Genomic DNA, 18955 nt, shown 5'->3' with positions numbered 1-18955 from the left:
CTACGCCAGCCGCCCCGACTCGACCATCCGGGCGAACCGCCGCAGCGCCCCGGTCAGGCCGGCCTTCGAGCCCGGCCAGAGCAGCGGCCACGCGACCCGACCTGCGGGGCCGGCCGGCAGGTGGAACCACTCGTGCCACACGACCTGGGTGCGGTCGGCGCCCAACTGGGTGCAGCGCATCACACCCGGGCCCCGCAGGACCTTGCCGTAGTGCACGACCCGCACCTCGAAGGGTGGGTCGACCTTCACCACCCGCATGAGGTCGCGCAGGATCGCCGGGCCCACCTGGGTCACCGCCTCGATCCGGCTGCCCTCGCCGCCGTCGCCCTCGAGCACCCGGACCTTCGTGAACGGGATCCACTCGCCCTGCCGCTCCCAGGCGGTGAGCGCCGCGAACACCCGTGCGGCTGGTGCGGCCACGATCATCGTTGCCGTGACCTCGCCAGGGCCTGGCCGTGCCGCCTCGGTGAAATCGGCGGAGGTCACTTCACCACCGGAGACGGGCGGCCCCATGAGTCGTCGGCGGAGGCGCTCCAGTTGTCGTCCGAGGACGGCTTCTCGTCCACATCGACGTCCGGTTTCGCGGCGTCGTCAGAGGTCTCCGCGGCGGACTCGGCCGGCGTGCTCGGTGTCGTGTCGGCGGCGGTGGTCGTCGACGCCCCGGTCGCGGAGGCCTGCCGCGCGTCGCGCAGCGCGTCCGCGTCCTCCTGCCGCCCCTCGCGGAGGGCCTTGATCTCGGCCTCGAGGACCTGGATCAGCTCCTCCTTGTAGCCGATGTCGTAGCCGGCGCGCCGCAGCGCGGCGTCGACCTGGTTCATTCGGTAGCCCCGGACGACCGTGTCGAACCGCAACTGGTTCACGTCGCCCTCGACCAGGGGCCGCGACGACGGCAGTGGTACGGAGCGTCCGTCGGGCTCATGCCCTTCGATCCCCGGGTCGTCACCGGTGATCAACAGCGACACGCCGAACCCGATGGCCCCGACGACCACAGCGGCGATCAACACCAGGAGGAACTCAGCCATAGGGGGAATCGTGGCACGCTGAGTACGCCTGGGCGAGCCCGGCACACCCTTCTGAATGAAACGCGGAGGTCATGCAATGTTCCGTCTGGGTGCCCGGCACTTCGCCGACGGCGAGTTCGCGGTGATGGCGATCATCAACCGGACGCCGGATTCCTTCTTCGACCGTGGTGCGACTTTCGCCGAGGATGCCGCACTTCGGGCCGTCGAGGGCGCGGTGGCGGAGGGCGCCGACATCATCGACATCGGTGGCGTCAAGGCCGGTCCGGGCGAGACGGTCGACGCGGCCGAGGAGCTGCGCCGCACGCTGCCCACGATCCAGAAGATCCGGACGATGTTCCCCGAGATCGTGATCTCGATCGACACCTGGCGGGCCGAGGTGGCCCGGGAGGTCGTCGCGGCCGGTGCCGATCTCATCAACGACACGTGGGCGGGCGCCGATCCCGGCCTGGCCGAGGTCGCCGCCGAGACCGGGGCCGGCCTGGTCTGCTCGCATGCCGGGGGCCTCACGCCCCGCACCCGGCCGCACCGGGTGGCGTTCCAGGATCCGGTGACCGATGTCGTACGCACCGTCACCGCTCTGGCTGAGCGCGCCGTTGCGCTCGGCGTGCGCCGCGACGGCATCCTCATCGACCCGGCCCACGACTTCGGCAAGAACACCCGTCACTCCCTCGCCATCACCAACCGCCTCGACGAGATGGTCGAGACGGGCTGGCCGGTGCTGGTCGCGCTGTCGAACAAGGACTTCATCGGCGAGACGCTCGACCTGCCGGTGGGGGAGCGGCTGGAGGGCACGCTGGCGGCGACGGCGGTCTCGGCGTGGCTGGGGGCCCGGGTGTTCCGCGCCCACCAGGTGCGCGCCACCCGCCGCGTTCTCGACACCGTCGCTGCGATCCGGGGCGAGCGGCAGCCGGCCGTGTCCCGCCGCGGCCTCGCCTAGTCAGCGGTTTTCGGACATAGACCGAAAGGTCTTTGAGTCATACGTACGTGGAATGTCGGGTAAATCCGGCCACGAGGGTGGCTGGATTTACCCGCCCAGCACATTTGGAAGGTCTCAGGTCCAGCGCAGAATGTTCTTCCGCCACGCGTAGAGGATGCCGAGGAACAGCACGGCCACGAAGATCGCCATCTCGACGATCACCGCCCCGCCGTAGCCCGGCGCGCGGTACACGACCGCCCAGGGGAACAGGAACACGCTCTCGACGGCGAACAGTGTGTACAGGTAGGCGTACACGTAGTAGCGGATCTGTGCCTGTGCCCAGTCGCCACCGACCGGGTCCAGTCCGCATTCGTACGTGTCGTACTTCGAGTCGTCGGCCGTCCGGCCGGCCGAACGGCTCGGTCCGAGCAGCCGGTTGGCCGTGAACGCGGCGACGAAGACCACGGCTCCGGCCAGGAGGAGGAGCCCGAGGGTCGCATATCCACCCAGGTATCCGCTCATCGTACGCACCGTACACGCATCATCACGATCTCCGACATGCCGAAAACGCGAGTCCGTCCGGTTACCCCCTTATGAAAACACCCACCGCCTGATCGGGGTTGCGGGGTCGAAACCGTCGGTGGGCGACGAGGGTCGGTGGTGCTCAGTGATGGGTGCTGGCGGAATTTGTCGGATTTGCGACTCGCGCACAACGGCGCGCGCGGCGCAATGACGAAAGTCGCAGCTTCGGTGCCGCCGAAGGGATATGCGCCGCAGGCACACCGTTCATGCCGACGTACCCTCAGGGTGTAGGACAACAGATCGCCGCTATAGGAGGTCAGCTCACGTGACCAAGCAGGTCCGCCAGCTGGATCGAGTGGTCATCAGGTTCGCTGGCGATTCCGGCGACGGTATGCAGCTCACCGGTGACCGCTTCACTTCCGAGACCGCTCAGCTCGGGAACGACATATCCACGCTGCCGAACTTCCCCGCCGAGATCCGCGCTCCCGCCGGCACGCTCCCGGGTGTGTCGAGCTTCCAGGTGCACTTCGCCGACTTCGACATCCTCACGCCCGGTGACGCCCCCAACGTGCTCGTCGCCATGAACCCCGCCGCGCTGAAGGCCAACCTCGCCGACCTGCCCAAGGGTGCCTCGATCATCGTCAACACCGACGAGTTCACGAGCCGCAACCTGGCCAAGGTGGGTTACTCGTCCAACCCCCTCGACGACGGCTCGCTGGATGGCTGGAGCGTCGCGCCGGTCGGCCTGACCTCGATGACGGTCAAGGCGCTCGACTCGTTCGAGATCTCCAAGAAGGACGCCGAGCGCGCCAAGAACATGTTCGCGCTCGGCCTGCTGTCGTGGATGTACTCCCGCCCGTACGAGTCCACGCTCTCCTTCCTTGAGCGCAAGTTCGCCTCCCGCCCGGAGCTCGTCGCCGCGAACATCGCCGCGTTCAAGGCCGGCTGGAACTTCGGCGAGACGACCGAGAACTTCGCCGTGCGTTACGAGGTCAAGCCCGCCCGCATGGTCGCCGGCAACTACCGCAACATCACCGGAAACGCGGCGCTCGCGCTGGGCATCGTCGCCGCCGGCGTGCGCTCCGAGCTGCCCGTCTTCCTCGGCGCTTATCCGATCACCCCGGCCTCCGACATCCTGCACGAGCTGAGCAAGCACAAGAAGTTCGGCGTGACGACGGTGCAGGCCGAGGACGAGATCGCCGCGATCGGCGTGGCCCTGGGCGCCTCCTACGGCGGTGCGCTCGGCGTGACCACCACGTCCGGCCCCGGCGTCGCGCTCAAGGGCGAGACGATCTCGCTGGCGGTCGCCCTGGAGCTGCCGCTGCTGATCATCGATGTGCAGCGGGCCGGCCCGTCCACCGGCCTGCCGACCAAGACCGAGCAGGCCGACCTCAACATGGCGCTGTTCGGCCGGCACGGCGAGGCCCCGGTCGCGGTGCTCGCGCCCCGCTCGCCCGCGGACTGCTTCACCACCGCCCTGGAGGCGGCGCGCATCGCGCTGACCTACCGCACGCCGGTGATCCTGCTCTCGGACGGATACGTCGCCAACGGCTCCGAGCCCTGGCGGCTACCGGAGATCGCCGATCTGCCCGACCTGCGAGTGCAGTTCGCCACCGAGCCCAACGGCGAGGACGGCAAGACCTTCCTGCCGTATCTGCGCGACCCGCAGACCCTGGCTCGGCCCTGGGCCGTCCCGGGCACCCCCGGCCTGGAGCACCGCATCGGCGGCCTGGAGAAGGCCGACCGCACGGGCGACATCTCCTATGACCCGGCCAACCACGACTTCATGGTGCGGACCCGGGCCGCGCGTATCGAGGGCATCGACGTGCCCGACGTGGAGATCGAGGACCCGGACGGCGCCGCGCGGGTGCTGGTGCTCGGCTGGGGCTCGACCTACGGCCCGATCGGCGCCGCCGCCCGCGCTCTGCGCCAGCGCGGCCTGTCGATCGCTCAGGCGCACCTGCGCCACCTCTCGCCCATGCCGAAGAACCTGGGCGACGTGCTCAAGAACTACGACAAGGTCGTCATTCCGGAGATGAACCTCGGCCAGCTCGCCGGGGTCATCCGGTCGCGCTACCTGGTCGACGCCATCGCCTACAACCAGGTCCGTGGTCTGCCGTTCACCGCGGCCGAGCTGGAGGGCGTGCTCGAGGAAGTGGTCAAGAATGCCTGAGCAGTTGAAGCTGACGGCCAAGGACTTCAAGTCCGACCAGGAGGTGCGCTGGTGCCCCGGCTGCGGGGACTACGCGATCCTGGCCGCGGTCCAGTCGTTCATGCCCGAGCTCAACATCCCGCGCGAGCGGATCGTCTTCGTCTCCGGCATCGGCTGCTCCTCGCGGTTCCCGTACTACATGAACACCTACGGCATGCACTCGATCCACGGCCGCGCGCCGGCGATCGCGTCGGGCCTTTCGGTGTCTCGTCCCGACCTGTCGGTCTGGGTCGTCACGGGCGACGGTGACGCGCTGTCCATCGGCGGCAACCACCTGATCCACGCGCTGCGCCGTAACGTCAACCTCAAGATCCTGCTGTTCAACAACAAGATCTACGGTCTGACCAAGGGGCAGTACTCGCCGACGTCGGAGATCGGCAAGATCACGAAGTCGACGCCAGCCGGGTCCGCCGACTCGCCGTTCAACCCGATCTCGCTGGCGCTGGGCGCGGAGGCGAGCTTCGTCGCCCGCACCATCGACTCCGACCGCAAGCACCTGCAGTCGGTCCTGCGCGCCGCCGCCGAGCACCGCGGCTCCGCGTTCGTCGAGATCTACCAGAACTGCAACATCTTCAACGACGGCGCGTTCGACGCCCTCAAGGAGCCCGCCACCCGCGACGACTTCCTGATCCGGCTGGAGCACGGGCGGCCGATCACGTTCGGCAAGGACGGCGAGTGGGCGGTCACCCACCCGCCGGGCGGCTTCGGTCTGTCCGTCGTGCCGACCGCGTCGGTGGGCGCCGACGAGATCGTCGTGCACGACCAGACGGTCGCCGAGCCGGCGTACGCGTTCGCCCTGTCCCGGCTGCCGGGCCTCGACCTTCGCAACACCCCGATCGGCGTGTTCCGCTCGGTCGACCGGGCGGCCTACGACGACATCGTCCGCGACCAGCTCGCCACCGCGAAGGCCAAGGCGAAGGGCACTCCCGAGGAGGAGCTCGCCGCCCTGCTCAACAGCGGCGACACCTGGACGATCCTCTAGCACCTCGCGCGCATGTGCGGTGGCGGCCCCGGCGGGCCGTCACCGCATTCGCGTCTCAGCAGGCCGTTTCCAGCCAGCGGGTCAGGGTGCGCACGCCCCAGCCGGTGGCGCCCTTCGCGAGCTCGCCGTCGTTGGAGTCCGACCAGGCGGGCGAGGACATGTCGAAGTGGGCCCACCGATCCCGCAGCGGGCCGGTGAACTCGCGCAGGTAGAGCGCCGCGAGCAGCGACCCCGCGCCGATGTCCGTCGAGTTGACCAGGTCGGCGATGTCGCCGTCGAGCTCATCGACGTAGTCGTCGCTCAGCGGCATGCGCCACACCGACTCGCCCGCCGCGGCCGCCGCCGTGGCGAGGGTGCCCGCCAGGGTGTCGCTGTGGCAGTACATCGCGGCCGTGCGCTTGCCCAGGGCGACGCCCTGCGCGCCGGTGAGCGTGGCGAGGTCGATCATGACGTCGGGGCGCAGGCGGCGCACCGCGTACGCCATCGCGTCGCCGAGCACCAGCCGGCCCTCGGCGTCCGTGTTGAGGATCTCCGAGGTGAGCCCGCCGTAGTGGGTGACGACGTCGCCGGGGCGCATCGCGTCGGCGCCGAGCGCGTTCTCGGCCAGCGGGGCCAGCGCGGTCACCCGCACCGGCAGGCGCATCGCGGCGGCGGCCAGCGTCGCGCCGATCACCGCGGCCGCGCCGCCCATGTCCTTGCGCATCAGCTTCATGTTGCTCGTCGGCTTGATGCAGATCCCGCCGGTGTCGAACGTGATGCCCTTGCCGACCAGGACCACGTGCCGCTTCGCGCCGCGCGGGCGCCAGGACAGCTCGACGAGGCGCGGGCCGCGCTCGCTGGCCGCGCCCCGCCCGACGGCCAGGATCGCGTTGAAGCCCTGTGCCGCCAGGTGCGAGGGCTCCCGCACCTCGACCGTCAGGCCGGGGATCCCGGCGGCCGCCTTGACCACCTGCTGGGCGAACCAGGCCGGGGTCTTGCGGTCGCTGGGCATGTTGGTCAGGTCGCGGGCCAGCACCGTGGCGGTGACGACCGCCTTCGCCTGTTCGAGAGCCTGCTCCAGCGCGCCGATCGCCGCGCCGGTGGCGGGCAGCGCCACCGTCACGCGCCGCAGCGGGTCGGGCTCGGTGTCGGCGAGGCTGAACCGGTACGACGCCAGCCATAGGCCCTCGGCCAGGCCGCGGACGGCCTCGGGGGCCGTGTCGTGCGGCACCAGGACGCGCAGCGACGTCTCGGTGCGCGCCTTGCGGGCCAGGGCCGCGCCCGCGGACCGCCAGCCGGCCTCATTCCCGTCGCCGATGCCCACGAACAGCAGCCGCGACGGCTTGCGCCCCGGCCTGGGCAAGGTGTGCACGGTGCCGGCCGACCCCGAGTGCTCGACGTCCTTCAGGAACGCCGCACACTCCGCCAGGTCGGCCGGACCGAGCTTGAGCAGGTCGAGTGCGGCGTCGGGGGAGCCGGACGGCACGACGACAGCCACCGCACCGGAGGCGCTGCGAGCTGTGGCGAACCTGATGTCCAGCACTGGGGACCCTCCATTCACCCGGGCGATTCGCCCAGGGATTGCGCGCACACCGATGGGAGCGACCACCAGGGCCACTCAGTCAAACCCGAAAGCAGAGCGTATGCAGGAAGACTCAGCCTGTGGCGGTCTTCAGCGCCTCACTGAGCTCGTTGGCCTCGTCCTTGGTCATTTCGACGACGAGCCGCCCACCACCCTCGAGCGGGACGCGCATGACGATGCCGCGGCCCTCCTTGGTGACCTCCAGCGGACCGTCGCCTGTCCGCGGCTTCATGGCCGCCATGTTGTCTCCCTTCGCTTCCTGATGTCCCAGACATCAGGTGGCACAGCCGTCCCCGCATGCCCGGCACGCCTGCTCACGGGGCCTGACCGGACCCGACGACTCCCGTGACGTACGCGCCAAACGTTGATTTTCCCTGATGATGGCCCCAAGACCCAAACTGGGACGCAAACCCTGTGACAATATGTGGCGGAAAATGCCGGTCAACTGTCACAATAAGCGGCCATGCAGGCCCGGTCCGCCCTCTTTGATCTCTACGGCGACCATCTTCGCCCGCGCGGTGGGCGGGCCGCGGTCGCGGCTCTCGTGCGCCTGCTCGCTCCCCTCGGTATCGCCGCCCCCGCCGTGCGGACCGCGGTGTCGCGGATGGTCCGGCAGGGTTGGCTCCATCCTCAACGGTTGCCGACCGGTCCGGGCTACTGCATCACCCCGAAGGCGGCACGACGCCTCGACGCCGCCGGCGCCCGCATCTACCGCACGCAGCGCCCGGGCGGCCCCGCGAGCGCTTGGACGGGCCGATTCGATCTCATCACGTTTGAACCGCCCGCGCACCGCGGCGCGCGGGCGAGACTCGTGGCAAACCTCGGATTCCTCGGATACGGGTCGATCGACAGTTCGACGTGGGTCGCCCCGCGGCCGGGGGAGGGCGTCGACACCCTGCTGACGGAGGCCGGTGTCCGCTATGACCGATTCACGGCGGAGCATGCCGGCGGCACCGAAGGAGCGATCACGATGGTGGCGAGGGCCTGGGATCTCGACGGGATCGCCACGGCATACGGCGAGTTCGTCGAGCGCCTCACTCCGCTCGTGGCCGGCGTCGGCCCCGCCACCCCCGACGAGCAGGCTTACGCGGTGCGGTTCACGCTGGTGCATGCCTGGCGCGCGTTCCTGTTCCGCGATCCGCAGCTGCCGCCCGAGTTGTTGCCCGAGCGCTGGGCCGGCACCGCGGCCGCCGCGTTCTTCGACCATCACGCCGTCCGGCTCCGCCCCGCTGCGGACCGTTTCGTGGACGCGTGCCTGACCCTCTGATGATTAGGAGTACCGATGGAGCTACTCGTCGAACGCACCGATACCGGCGTCGCGATCCTCACCCTCAACCGGCCCGACGCCCTCAACTCGCTGGACGTGGCGCTGAAGGTGGCCCTGCGGGACACGCTGGAGGAGCTCCGGGACGATGAGTCCGTGCGCGCGCTGGTGCTCGCCAGCGCGGGACGCGCCTTCTGCGGCGGCCAGGACCTGCGCGAGCACGTCGCCTCGCTCGAAGCCGGGACCGGTTCGTCGCTGTCGACCGTGACCGAGCACTACAACCCGATCGCCACGCTGCTCGCCGGCATGCCGAAGCCGGTCGTGGCGGCCGTGCGTGGCATGGCGGCCGGCGCCGGCGCGTCGCTCGCCCTGCTCGCAGACTTCCGCGTCGGCGGCCCGAAGACCGCGTTCCTCATGGCGTTCGCGAACGTCGGCCTGGCCGGCGACACCGGCATCTCCTGGACCCTGCCCCGCATCGTCGGCCACGCCAAGGCCGTGGAGTTGCTCCTGCTCGCCGAGCCCGTGACCGCGCAGGCCGCGTTCGACCTCGGCATGCTCACCCGCCTCACCGACTCCGACGACGACGTGCTGCCGGCCTCACTCGAGCTCGCCGACCGCCTCGCCGCCGGCCCGACGGTCGCCTACGGCCAGATCAAGCGCGAGCTGGCCGCCGGCGGCTCCGGCTCGCTCGCCGATGCCCTCGCCGTCGAGGCCGAGGCCCAGACGACCTGCGGCCACACCGCCGACCACCACAACGCGACCGCCGCGTTCGTGCAGAAGCAGCGGCCGGTCTTCAAGGGAGCCTGAGGTCCGCTCGGCGCGGCTCGAATCTTGTGCGCATAGGCGTAGCTGCATCGCCGATCGTGCGAAGGTCGCGCATCTCACGCCGGGCCACGCCTTCACCCGCAGGACGTTCCTGATCGTCGGCGGCCTGGTCGGTGGCGCGGCCATCGCCGCCGGCGTCGGTCCGGATACGCCATCTCCCTGCGAGACGTCCGCGACGCCGACCCGAGCAGGTCCCGGGCTACAAGACGCCACTGGAAGGCATCCTGTAGCCCGGGAGCGACCGTGCTCCCCGACCGCCGGTCAGCCCTCGCCAACCGGACCGGGGGCCGCGCCGTCAGCGGCGAGGATCGCGCCTTCGGCCACCCGACCCGGATCGGACGGGCTCCACAGCGCCGGTTGGCGGCCGCGCCCGGCGGCCCACGGGCGGTTGCCGCCCGTCGGCGTCCGCGGCCGGCGGGCCGCCGGCCCCCGCGACCGGCCGGCCTTCTCCCGGGCCTTCTTCTCCTGCTCCAGCCAGGTCAGCGCGGTGCGGCAGGTATATGCCCACCAGCCGATCCACGGGCCATACCGCTCGCGCAGCTCGGCCGGGGACGGGGGCGCGTCACCGTATACGGCGGTGGTGGTGTTGACGAACTGCTCCATCTCCAGCGGCACCGCGTCGGGCCGGCCGAGGACCCGCAGGAGCAGAGCGTGCGCCGTGTAGGACCCGATGCCCCGCACCGACAGCAGCGCCGCCCTCGCCTCGTCATACGGCCCGGTGTGCAGCAACTCCTCGTCGAGCGCGGCCACGCCGCCGATCACCTCGGCCAGGCGCGCGGCCTTGAACGCGGCGCCGACGTGAGGAAGCAGGTGGGCAGGCGACAGCCGGGTCAGGAGCGAGAAGTCGGGGAAGGCGGTGTAGTCCGCGCCGGCGGCCGAGACGGTCGTGCCCAGGTGGACGGTCAGCCGGCGCTTGCGAAGGGACGCATGCCACTGCGCCGAGTTCTGCACCAGCGTGAAATACACGACGCCCTCGGCCAGGCTCGAGAACCGCACCTGATGCAGGCCAGCGGCGACGGCGAGCAGCGGGCGGACGTGCTCGTCGCTCTCGGCGACGCGCAGAAAGCCCGCGCGGTCGTCGTCGAGGCCGAGCCAGGCGGTCACCCGCGCGCCGACGGCGTCCAGCTCCGGCCCGGTGAGCGGCGCCGCGCTGAACACGGTGAGCGCGACGCCCGGCTCGCCGTCGTCGCGCTCGGTGATCTGGGTCACGACCGCGGACGACGGGTCGGTCGGATGGGTGAACGCCCGGCTGACGGTGCCCTCGCCCAGTCCGACGTCGCGGATGCAGGGCTGGAAGCCGGCGATCGCGCGCAGGGAGCACTCGAGGTCGAAGGGGGCCGTGGCGGCCAGGACGGTCTTGGTGATGATGCCGAGTTCGGTCATGGGGGAATCTTCGAACGCGGGTACGACAGTTTTCGGCGGGAGCCGCCGGATTGCTACTGTGCGCGAGCGGCAAGTAGCAGGCCGTCGTCGAGGGGGAGGAGAGTCGGGATCCAGGCGTCGCTGTCGCGGATCGATTTGACCGCCTCACGAAGAAGTACCGTTTCCGCGTCCCTCATCGTGGGATCGCTGACCCGTCCGCCGGCCAGGGCATCCGCCAGCGCCAGCGTGCCGCCGGGCCGCAGGAGTCGCTCCGCGGCCGCCACCACCAGCCCGTACTCGCTCGGGTCGTGGTCGACGAAGACCAGGTCGTATGCCCGGTCGGCCAGGCGCGGCAGCACGTCGAGCGCGCGCCCCGTGATGATCCGGGTGCGTGAGGGCGGGTTGCCGGCCGCCGAGAACACGCGGCGCGCGATGCGCTGGTGCTCCGCCTCGAAGTCGATCGTGGTGAGTACCCCGTCGCGGCGCATCCCGCGCAGCAGCCACCCGCCGCTCACCCCGGTGCCGGTGCCGACCTCGACCACCGCCTTGGCGTTGCTCACCGCGGCGATCACCCGCAGCGCCGCCCCGCAGCCCCGGCTCACCGCGTTGATGCCCAGCTCGAACGCCTGCTCGCGAGCGGCCGTGAGCACCGGGTCCTCGGACACGTACCCGTCGATGAAATCAGCGGTCCGGGCGGAAGCGGTAATGGGACACCCCTCAGAGTGAGTCGATTGGCCGCAAGCCTAGGAGACCTCGCCCCCGCATGCGTGATGCCGGGGCGTGTAATGCTGGATGCGAAACGGACGGAGGAGCCGATCGTGACAGACGGTTCGGCCTGGCGTCAGCCGGGCCCGGGCGCGCCGGCCGGCGGTAGCGGCTGGGGACCGCGCCCCGGTTGGGCTGCACCCAACTCCCCTCAGGGGGCAGGGCCGCAGCCGGCGCCCAACAGCTGGTGGTCCGACGCGTTGGCCGATCCGTGGCGCGATCCCGACGCGCCGGTCGTCGTGGTCAAGACCCAGCCGGAGGAGGTCCCCGAGCTCGAGAAGCCGCCGCCGCCCTCGCCCGGGCCTCGGATCGGCATCGGTCTCGTACTCCTCGTGTCAATCGTGACGGCACTGCTGGCCGGTGCGCTCGGCGGCACGCTCGGATACGTCTTCGCGGTCGGCGGCGGCGGTGCGACGCTCGGCGGCGCCCAGATCGGCAACGCGCCGCTGAACAACCGCGCCCCCGAGTCGATCGCCGGGCTGGTCAAGAAGGTGCTCCCCAGCGTCGTCACGATCAGTATCCGGGTCGGCAACGGCACGTCACTCGGCTCCGGGTTCGTCGTGTCCGCCGACGGTCACGTGATCACGAACAACCACGTCGTCGAGGGCGGCAGTGGTCCGGCGACGATCCGCTTCAGCGACGCGGCCGTGGCCACGGCGAGCGTGGTCGGCAGCGATCCGGAGTCCGACATCGCCGTGCTCAAGATCGACACTAGCGGCCTGCCGGACGGCAAGCTCGTCCCGGCCGAGTTCGGTAACTCCGACCAGGTGCAGGTCGGCGACCCGGTCGTCGCCGTCGGCGCGCCGCTGGGGCTGACCAGCACGGTGACGTACGGCGTGGTCAGCTACCTCGACCGCCCCATCCGCACGAGCGAGGGCGGCACCGCCCGGTACTACTCGGCCATTCAGACCGACGCCGCCGTCAACCAGGGCAACTCGGGCGGCCCGCTCTTCGACGCCAGCGGCCGCGTGATCGGGATCAACTCCGTGATCGGGACCCTCTCCGAGGACCAGGCCAGCGCGGGCAACGTGGGCCTCGCCTTCGCCATCCCGATCAACCACGCCCGGCGCATCGCGGCCGACATCATCAACACCGGCAAGGCCCGCCGCACGGTCATGGGCGTGCAGGTCGACACCGCATACCAGAACCCGCTCGGCGGCGCCCGGCTGTCCACGGTCCAGGCCGGCGGCCCGGCCGAGGCCGCCGGCCTGAAGGCCGGCGACGTGGTTATGGCCGTGAACGGCAAGCCGATCGAGGAGTCGTGGGACCTCACGGCGCTCGTGCGCAAATACGCGCCGGGAGACACAGTGGAGGTTCAATATCTCCGCGGTACGTCGAGAGCCAAGGCCTCCGTGACGCTCGTCGCCGACGCGAAGTGACCTGACGGCTCTCGCGGAACCGGTCCGGCAGTGCGTAGTCTTGCGCGTGAGAGCAGGGGAGGGCCAGCACATGGGCTTGGAGAACATCAACGGCTGGGAGATCATCGTGATCATCCTGGTCGGGCTGTTCATCTTCGGTCCCGACCGCCTGCCGAAGGCGATCAATGATGGCATGAAGATGCTGCGCCAGGTCCGTCAGATGGCCCGCAACGCGACGGGCGACCTGAGCAAGGAACTGGGCACCGACATCCAGCTCGAGGACCTGCACCCGAAGACCTTCCTGCGCAAGCACCTGCTGAGCGAGGAGGACGAGGCCGCGCTGCGCAAGCCGCTGCAGGGCATCTACGACGACGTGCGGGGCGTGGCCGATCAGGTCAAGCGGGACGCCGAGTCGGCCGCCTCGGCCGCGAAATCGGCCGTGAACCCGGCCACGACATCGGCGGCGACCCCGGCGCCCGCGGCGGCCAAGCAGCCCGCCATCAGCGCGTCCTTGGACGACATCACCTGAGCCACCCGGCCGTGCTTCCCCTTGCGGCCTTTGCATGAGCGGGCCGATTCGCCCGGCGGGATCTTTCGGCTGCGGGGCGCCAGGATCGCGGCAGCGAGCCTGGCCTTGCGGATGCCACGGGTGCTGCGGTCCGGCCCTCGCGGCACTTGCAAGGGCCGGCGGCACGCGGACGAGCGGCCACCGGTCATCGCTCGCTCCACCGTCGAACCCGCAGGGCCCGTGCACGCCCGTCCACCCGATGACACCGCCGGCGCTTCCATGCCTCGCACGGCGGGGCCGTGGCGGCCGTGGTCCGAGGCGGCCCGTGGCGTGAGCGCCCAGTGGCTCGTGGCATGAGACAAGTCCCCTGCATGGCCCGACTGCGGCCTGAGGCGGGGCCGGAGCGCCCGCCGGCGCCGCTCGTGGCGTGAGGCGGCCCCTGCACGGCCCGACTGCGGCCTGAGGCGGGGCCGGAGCGCCCGCCGGCGCCGCTCGTGGCGTGAGGCGGCCCCTGCACGGCCCGACTGCGGCGCGAGGCGGCTGCGGCCCCAGGCTGCGTCCTGGGGCCGGGTGTTAGCGGATCAGCGGCCCGCAGGCTTCAGGCCCAGCGGCTTGCCGACCAGGCTCTCGCGGCGCTGGGCCAGCTTGTCGGCCACCGACGACAGGGCCGCGGCGGCCGGGGCGTCCGGGGTGGCCAGGACCAGTGGCAGGCCGACGTCGCCGGCCTCGCGGAGGCGGGTGTCGAGCGGGATCTGGCCGAGGAGCGGTACCTTCGCGCCGACCATGCGGGTCAGCGAGTCCGCCACGGTCTGGCCGCCGCCGGCGCCGAAGACCTCCATGCGCTGGCCGTCGGGCATCTCGAGCCACGACATGTTCTCGACCACGCCGACGATGCGCTGGTGGGTCTGCAGGGCGATGGAGCCCGCGCGCTCAGCCACCTCGGCCGCGGCGGCCTGCGGGGTGGTCACGACCAGGATCTCGGCCGAGGGCAGGAGCTGGGCCAGCGAGATGGCCACGTCGCCGGTGCCGGGGGGGAGGTCGAGGAGGAGCACGTCGAGGTCGCCCCAGTACACGTCGGCGAGGAACTGCTGCAGGGCGCGGTGCAGCATCGGGCCGCGCCAGACGACCGCGGTGTTACCGGGGGTGAACATGCCGATCGAGATGACCTTCACGCCGTGCGCGGAGGGCGGCATGATCATGGACTCGACCTGGGTGGGGCGGCCGTCGGCGCCCAGCATGCGGGGGACCGAGTGGCCGTAGATGTCGGCGTCGACCACGCCCACGGAGAGGCCGCGTGCGGCGAGGGCGGCGGCGAGGTTGACCGTGACGCTGGACTTGCCGACGCCGCCCTTGCCGCTGGCGACCGCGTAGACGCGGGTGCGCGAGCCGGGCTGCGAGAACGGGATGACCGGCTCCTGCACGTCGCCGCGCAGGCTGGTCTGCAGGTTCTTGCGCTGCTCGGGCGTCATCACGCCGAAGTCGATCTCGACGCCGGTGACGCCCTGGACGGCGCCGACCGCGCGGGTGATGTCCGTGCGGAGCTTGTCTTTCAGGGGGCAGCCGGCCACCGTGAGCAGGATGCCGATCGCGGCGACCCCGTCGGGGCGGAAAGTGACGTCGCGGACCATGCCCAGTTCGGTGATGGGCCGGCGGATCTCAGGGTCGTCGACGGTCGCGAGCGCAGCGGTGATCGCGTCCTCAACGGTGGTGGCCGGGGCTGACATGGGTGCCATGTTACGTCGGACGGCGCCTTGATCTCGCCGGGTAAGGACCGGGGAGGAACGCGTCACACGCCCGATTGACGAATTATGTCGCCCTGAGGGACTTGTCCGCGTGCCGAACCCGCCGCGCGCCCAGCCCCCTGAGCCGCGAGCGAGCTAGCGGCGGCGGCGCGGAGGGTCGTCCGAGTCGATCGAATCGTCCGGTTCGTCCATCGGGTTCAGGGGGTCGGCCAGGGAGCCGAGGGCCTTGCGGACCTTCTTGCGCTCCGCCTTGGCCCGGCGGTCGGCGGCCTCGTCGAGTTCCTCCGCGACCCGGGCCAGCTCAGAGCGCAGGAAGTCGCGCGTCGCCACCTCGCCCAGTGCGATGCGCAGGGCGGCGATCTCGCGCGCCAGGTACTCCGTGTCGGCCTTCTGCGCCGCGGCCCGGCGGCGATCCTCGTCGGCGGCCAGGCGGTCGCGGTCCGTCTGGCGGTTCTGAGCGAGCAGGATGAGCGGCGCCGCGTAGGAGGCCTGCAGCGACAGGATCAGCGTGAGGAAGGTGAACGTGTACGGGTCGAACTGCCAGCTTCTGGGGGTGAGCGTGTTCCACGCGATCCACGCCAGGATCACGACCGTCATGTAGACGAGGAACTTCGCCGTCCCCATGAAGCGGGCGATGCCTTCGGACCATTGGCCGAAGGCCTCCGGATCGAACCGCGGCAGCGTGATCCGGGACTCCCGCGGCTGGTCGAGCCGCCGGCGCTCAGCCACGGCCACCGCCGGCGGCGGTGCCGGACGAGCTTCCCGGGACGGCGATGCTCAACGGCTCGGCATGGTCGCGGTCGCGCCAGTCCTCGGGCAGCAGGTGGTCGAGCACGTCGTCGACGGTGACGGCGCCGACCAGCTTGTCGTTGTCGTCGACCACGGGCATCACCACCAGGTTGTAGGTCGCCATCCGGCGAGTGATCTCGGCCAGCGTGGTGTCCGGGGCGAGCGGGTCGATGCCATTGTCGACCACCCCGCCAAGCAGCGCCGACGGGGCCTCGCGCAGCAGCCGCTGGAAGTGCACGACGCCGAGGTACCGGCCGGTGGGCGTGGCCATCGGCGGGCGCGTGACGAAGACCCCGGCGGCGACGGCCGGGGACCGCTTCGGCTCGCGGATGCGCGCGAGGGCCTCGGCGACGGTGGCGTCGGGGGCCATGACGATCGGCTCGGAGGTCATGACGGCGCCGGCGGTGCCGGGTGCGTATTCCAGCAGGGCCCGCACCGGGGAGGCCTCGTCGGGCTCCATCAGGTCGAGCAGCACCTCCTGCTCCGGCTTGGGCATCTCGGCGAGCAGGTCGGCCGCGTCGTCGGGGTCCATCTCCTCGAGGATGTCGGCGGCGCGCTGCGGCTCCAGGGCCGTGATGATCTCCAACTGGTCGTGCTCGGGCAGTTCCTCGAGCACGTCGGCGAGGCGCTCGTCGTCGAGGGCGGCGGCGACCTCGACGCGGCGGGACTCGGAGAGGTCCTGCAGCACGTTGGCGAGGTCGGCGGGGCGCATGTTGTCCAGCACGGCGAGCAGTCCGGCGGTGCCCTGCGTCTGCGGCTCGCCGGCCAGCCCGGCGACCTCGCTCCACGCGAGCTGGTTGAGGTGGCCCCGGCGGGTGAGCCGGCCGGTGAATTCGCGCACGGCGACCCTCGACAGCGACCACTCGCCGGTGCGATCGGAATCCATGGCCACGTCGACGACGGCGCCGGCGCGGCCGGTCGCCGCCACGGTGACGTGCCGGTCCATGAAGTCCTCCAGCACCAGCAACTCGCCCGGGCGCTTCTCGAAGCGGCGCAGGTTGAGCGTGCCGGTGTTGAGCACCACGGCGTCGGGCTCGAGGGCGGTGATCCGGCCGATCGGCAGGAAGATGCGCCGTCGCATCGGCATCTCGGCGACCAGCCCGACCACGCGGGGCGGCTGGTTACCCGTGCGAGCCCGCGCGACAGCGTCACGCACCCGCCCGACCAGGTCACCGTTCGGATCGAACACGCTCAGGCCCGCGAGGCGCGCGATGTAGACGCGCGGCGCAATGCTCACGAGGCTCAAGCCTACTTAAGGAATCCACCGCGTTGCCGTTGGACCGATCGCGCCGGGCCGTCGGCACCTAGGCTGCCGATATGAGCATGGTGCGGTACTCCGTCGTTGACGTCTTCACCGACCGGCCCTTCACCGGCAACCCCCTGGCGATCGTCTACGACGCCGAGACCCTAGCCGCGGAGCAGATGCAGGCGATCGCGCGCGAGTTCAACCTCAGCGAGACGATCTTCGTGCTGCCGCCGACGAGCGCGGAGGCGACGTACCGTGTGCGGATCTTCACCCCGGGCGCCGAACTGCCCTTCGCCGGGCACCCGAGCGTCGGCTGCGCGGTGACGCTGCTGCGCAACGGGGCGATCAAGGGCCCCGACGTTGTGCAGGAGTGCGGGGCGGGGCTGCTGCCGATCCACATCGACGAGGTGCACGGCACGGCGACGGTGACCGGGGGCGTGCCGACCGTCGGCCCGGCGCTCGACCCGCTGCCGCTGCTGGAGTCGATCGGGCTGACCGAGGCGGACTTCGTGGGTCCGGCGCCGCGGCTCGCCGGCTGCGGGCTGGAGTTCGCGTTCCTTTCGGTGACGGACGAGGCGGTCGGGCGGGTGCGCCCGCAGCGGCTCGTCGACAACCTCAGCGTCTTTCACTGGGATGCCGGGCAGAACCGCGCGCACGTGCGCGTGCTCGTGCCCGAGGTGGGCGTGGCCGAGGACCCGGCGACGGGATCGGCGGCGATGGGGCTCGGCGTCTGGCTGGTGACCAGCGCTCTGCTGCCGGGTGACGGCCTCTCGCGGTACGACATCGCTCAGGGTCTGGAGATGCACCGCCCCTCGGCCCTGCACTGCACGGTGACCGCGAGTGGCGGGAAGGCCGTCTCCGCGTCCGTGGGCGGTCACGTCGTGCCGATCGCCTCCGGCGAGATGATCGTGCCGCCGTTCGTGGGCTGACGCCGCCGTCCGGCGAGCATGACCACCGCCACGCCGGCGAGCAGCACGGCGATGCCGGGCAGCGTGCGCGCCGCCGGCAGCTGCCCCAGCAGCAGCCAGGCGATGACGAGCGCGACCGGCACCTCCAGCAGGAGGAGCACGGCGATCGTCGTGGCGCTGACCCGGTGCAGCGCGTAGTTGATCAGCGTGTGGCCGAGCAACTGGGGCCCGAGCGTCATGGCCGCGATCGCCAGGACGGTCCGGCCGTCGTATCCCCACAGCTCCGCGCCCGCCACGAGGCACGCGGCCAGCAGCAGGGCCGCGCAGACCGAGTAACAGAGCGAGGCGTACACGGTCGTCGCGAGGCTGGCCCGGGCGCGCTCGCCGAGCAGCGTGTATGCGGCCGAGGCGATCCCGCCGGTCAGCGCCAGCGCGTCGCCGAGCAGCGCGCGGCTGGACAGGTCCGGGTCGGCGCCGGTGGCCAGCGCCACGCCGGCGACCGCGATCCCGATCCCGGTCCAGGCGCCGGCCGGGACCCGGATCCCGCGGGCCGCCGCGACCAGCGCGGTCCAGACCGGCGCGGTGCTGACCAGCGCCACCGACATCGCCACGCTGGTCAGCTTCGCGCTGGGCACCCAGGTGCCGAAGTGCACCGCCAGGCACACCCCGGACAGCACCGTGACCGTCAGCGTCCGCCGCCCGGCGCCGGGCCGCAGCAGGTCGCGCAGCTGCACGCGGCGCCGCGTGAGCGCGGCCGGGGCCAGCACGGCGGCCCCGATCGCGTTGCGCCAGAAGGCGATCGCGAGGGCCGGCGCGGCGGCGAACGCGATGAGCGGCGCTGAAGCGGAGACCGCGACGATCGCGATCGACAGCGCGGCGATGGTGGAGAGCCCGACCTTACGCATGGTGGGAATTGTCGTTGATCCGACACGGAGCCTTTTCGCTGCCAGGTGGATCGTTCGGGGGATATGGA

At 71.4% G+C, this 18955-nt stretch carries 19 protein-coding genes; 8 read left to right on the top strand and 11 right to left on the bottom strand.

Annotated elements, in window-relative coordinates; genetic code table 11:
• On the bottom strand, window positions 1-486 hold the full coding sequence (locus AB0367_RS13400; RefSeq protein WP_366226544.1) for an SRPBCC family protein: 486 nt from the start codon (window positions 484-486) through the stop codon (window positions 1-3).
• Window positions 483-1022: a DivIVA domain-containing protein gene (locus AB0367_RS13395; protein ID WP_366226543.1), complete on the bottom strand. Its 540-nt coding sequence runs from the start codon at window positions 1020-1022 to the stop codon at window positions 483-485. Before AB0367_RS13395 ends, AB0367_RS13400 begins: the two co-directional genes overlap by 4 nt.
• Before the next feature lie 76 nt (window positions 1023-1098).
• On the opposite strand from AB0367_RS13395, the gene folP reads away from it, so the two are divergent.
• Window positions 1099-1959 (top strand): dihydropteroate synthase, encoded by an 861-nt coding sequence (gene folP, locus AB0367_RS13390; RefSeq protein WP_366226542.1) that lies wholly within the window; start codon window positions 1099-1101, stop codon window positions 1957-1959.
• Between the two features lie 114 nt (window positions 1960-2073).
• Here folP and AB0367_RS13385 read toward each other — a convergent pair whose 3' ends face one another.
• Complete coding sequence (locus AB0367_RS13385; protein WP_366226541.1) at window positions 2074-2460, bottom strand: NADH-quinone oxidoreductase subunit A; 387 nt, start codon at window positions 2458-2460, stop codon at window positions 2074-2076.
• A 325-nt stretch (window positions 2461-2785) separates the two neighbouring features.
• Between AB0367_RS13385 and AB0367_RS13380 the strand changes: the two genes are divergently transcribed.
• Both AB0367_RS13380 and AB0367_RS13375 read left to right on the top strand, forming a co-directional pair.
• Window positions 2786-4633, top strand: a complete 1848-nt coding sequence (locus AB0367_RS13380) for a 2-oxoacid:acceptor oxidoreductase subunit alpha (protein ID WP_366226540.1) — start codon at window positions 2786-2788, stop codon at window positions 4631-4633.
• Complete coding sequence (locus AB0367_RS13375) at window positions 4626-5654, top strand: 2-oxoacid:ferredoxin oxidoreductase subunit beta (protein ID WP_366226538.1); 1029 nt, start codon at window positions 4626-4628, stop codon at window positions 5652-5654. The genes AB0367_RS13380 and AB0367_RS13375 overlap by 8 nt, the downstream gene beginning before the upstream one ends.
• Window positions 5655-5709: 55 nt before the next feature.
• Here AB0367_RS13375 and AB0367_RS13370 read toward each other — a convergent pair whose 3' ends face one another.
• Together AB0367_RS13370 and AB0367_RS13365 are read right to left on the bottom strand one after the other, a co-directional pair.
• Window positions 5710-7176 (bottom strand): leucyl aminopeptidase family protein, encoded by a 1467-nt coding sequence (locus AB0367_RS13370; RefSeq protein ID WP_366226537.1) that lies wholly within the window; start codon window positions 7174-7176, stop codon window positions 5710-5712.
• A gap of 112 nt (window positions 7177-7288) precedes the next feature.
• Window positions 7289-7456 (bottom strand): DUF3117 domain-containing protein, encoded by a 168-nt coding sequence (locus AB0367_RS13365; RefSeq protein WP_081971220.1) that lies wholly within the window; start codon window positions 7454-7456, stop codon window positions 7289-7291.
• A gap of 222 nt (window positions 7457-7678) precedes the next feature.
• Between AB0367_RS13365 and AB0367_RS13360 the strand changes: the two genes are divergently transcribed.
• Together AB0367_RS13360 and AB0367_RS13355 are read left to right on the top strand one after the other, a co-directional pair.
• Window positions 7679-8482, top strand: coding sequence for a PaaX family transcriptional regulator C-terminal domain-containing protein (locus AB0367_RS13360; RefSeq protein WP_366226536.1), 804 nt, complete (start codon window positions 7679-7681; stop codon window positions 8480-8482).
• A gap of 15 nt (window positions 8483-8497) precedes the next feature.
• On the top strand, window positions 8498-9286 hold the full coding sequence (locus AB0367_RS13355) for an enoyl-CoA hydratase-related protein (RefSeq protein ID WP_366226535.1): 789 nt from the start codon (window positions 8498-8500) through the stop codon (window positions 9284-9286).
• A gap of 279 nt (window positions 9287-9565) precedes the next feature.
• Here the strand turns inward: AB0367_RS13355 and AB0367_RS13350 are convergent, their stop codons facing one another.
• Together AB0367_RS13350 and AB0367_RS13345 are read right to left on the bottom strand one after the other, a co-directional pair.
• Window positions 9566-10687: a hypothetical protein gene (locus AB0367_RS13350; RefSeq protein ID WP_366226534.1), complete on the bottom strand. Its 1122-nt coding sequence runs from the start codon at window positions 10685-10687 to the stop codon at window positions 9566-9568.
• Between the two features lie 53 nt (window positions 10688-10740).
• Window positions 10741-11331, bottom strand: coding sequence for a class I SAM-dependent methyltransferase (locus AB0367_RS13345; protein WP_366226533.1), 591 nt, complete (start codon window positions 11329-11331; stop codon window positions 10741-10743).
• 153 nt (window positions 11332-11484) lie between these two features.
• Here AB0367_RS13345 and AB0367_RS13340 point away from each other — a divergent pair, with 153 nt between their 5' ends.
• Entirely contained in the window at window positions 11485-12810 is a 1326-nt protein-coding gene (locus tag AB0367_RS13340; protein ID WP_366226532.1) for a trypsin-like peptidase domain-containing protein, read from the top strand.
• Window positions 12811-12880: 70 nt separating this feature from the next.
• Complete coding sequence (locus tag AB0367_RS13335; protein ID WP_366226794.1) at window positions 12881-13318, top strand: Sec-independent protein translocase subunit TatB; 438 nt, start codon at window positions 12881-12883, stop codon at window positions 13316-13318.
• Window positions 13319-13878: 560 nt separating this feature from the next.
• On the opposite strand, the gene AB0367_RS13330 is transcribed toward AB0367_RS13335, so the two are convergent.
• The 3 genes from AB0367_RS13330 to AB0367_RS13320 all read right to left on the bottom strand — a co-directional run bounded on the left by AB0367_RS13330 (window position 13879) and on the right by AB0367_RS13320 (window position 17065).
• Window positions 13879-15021, bottom strand: a complete 1143-nt coding sequence (locus AB0367_RS13330) for a P-loop NTPase (protein ID WP_366226531.1) — start codon at window positions 15019-15021, stop codon at window positions 13879-13881.
• 153 nt (window positions 15022-15174) lie between these two features.
• Window positions 15175-15768 carry a DUF1003 domain-containing protein gene (locus AB0367_RS13325; RefSeq protein WP_366226530.1) on the bottom strand — a complete coding sequence of 198 codons (594 nt, stop codon included), beginning with the start codon at window positions 15766-15768 and terminating at the stop codon, window positions 15175-15177.
• Entirely contained in the window at window positions 15761-17065 is a 1305-nt protein-coding gene (locus AB0367_RS13320) for a CBS domain-containing protein (RefSeq protein ID WP_366226529.1), read from the bottom strand. Before AB0367_RS13320 ends, AB0367_RS13325 begins: the two co-directional genes overlap by 8 nt.
• 80 nt (window positions 17066-17145) lie before the next feature.
• On the opposite strand from AB0367_RS13320, the gene AB0367_RS13315 reads away from it, so the two are divergent.
• Complete coding sequence (locus tag AB0367_RS13315) at window positions 17146-18003, top strand: PhzF family phenazine biosynthesis protein (RefSeq protein ID WP_366226528.1); 858 nt, start codon at window positions 17146-17148, stop codon at window positions 18001-18003.
• Here AB0367_RS13315 and AB0367_RS13310 read toward each other — a convergent pair.
• Window positions 17949-18887: a DMT family transporter gene (locus AB0367_RS13310; RefSeq protein WP_366226527.1), complete on the bottom strand. Its 939-nt coding sequence runs from the start codon at window positions 18885-18887 to the stop codon at window positions 17949-17951. The genes AB0367_RS13315 and AB0367_RS13310 overlap by 55 nt on opposite strands.
• Between the last annotated feature and the right edge of the window lie 68 nt (window positions 18888-18955).

This window comes from Dactylosporangium sp. NPDC051484 (assembly GCF_040689395.1).
In the GTDB taxonomy this organism is placed as follows: domain Bacteria; phylum Actinomycetota; class Actinomycetes; order Mycobacteriales; family Micromonosporaceae; genus Dactylosporangium.
The sequence above is the reverse complement of the archived record's forward strand: the minus strand, read 5'-3'. Positions and strand labels throughout refer to the sequence as shown.

Excerpts from the sequence above, each read along its gene's own strand:
- AB0367_RS13360 (WP_366226536.1), top strand. The coding sequence starts at position 7,679 with ATGCAGGCCCGGTCCGCCCTCTTTGATCTCTACGGCGACCATCTTCGC.
- AB0367_RS13315 (WP_366226528.1), top strand. The coding sequence starts at position 17,146 with ATGAGCATGGTGCGGTACTCCGTCGTTGACGTCTTCACCGACCGGCCC.
- AB0367_RS13365 (WP_081971220.1), bottom strand. The coding sequence starts at position 7,456 with ATGGCGGCCATGAAGCCGCGGACAGGCGACGGTCCGCTGGAGGTCACC.
- AB0367_RS13355 (WP_366226535.1), top strand. The coding sequence starts at position 8,498 with ATGGAGCTACTCGTCGAACGCACCGATACCGGCGTCGCGATCCTCACC.
- AB0367_RS13310 (WP_366226527.1), bottom strand. The coding sequence starts at position 18,887 with ATGCGTAAGGTCGGGCTCTCCACCATCGCCGCGCTGTCGATCGCGATC.
- folP (WP_366226542.1), top strand. The coding sequence starts at position 1,099 with ATGTTCCGTCTGGGTGCCCGGCACTTCGCCGACGGCGAGTTCGCGGTG.
- AB0367_RS13350 (WP_366226534.1), bottom strand. The coding sequence starts at position 10,687 with ATGACCGAACTCGGCATCATCACCAAGACCGTCCTGGCCGCCACGGCC.
- AB0367_RS13375 (WP_366226538.1), top strand. The coding sequence starts at position 4,626 with ATGCCTGAGCAGTTGAAGCTGACGGCCAAGGACTTCAAGTCCGACCAG.
- AB0367_RS13330 (WP_366226531.1), bottom strand. The coding sequence starts at position 15,021 with ATGTCAGCCCCGGCCACCACCGTTGAGGACGCGATCACCGCTGCGCTC.
- AB0367_RS13395 (WP_366226543.1), bottom strand. The coding sequence starts at position 1,022 with ATGGCTGAGTTCCTCCTGGTGTTGATCGCCGCTGTGGTCGTCGGGGCC.
- AB0367_RS13335 (WP_366226794.1), top strand. The coding sequence starts at position 12,881 with ATGGGCTTGGAGAACATCAACGGCTGGGAGATCATCGTGATCATCCTG.
- AB0367_RS13385 (WP_366226541.1), bottom strand. The coding sequence starts at position 2,460 with ATGAGCGGATACCTGGGTGGATATGCGACCCTCGGGCTCCTCCTCCTG.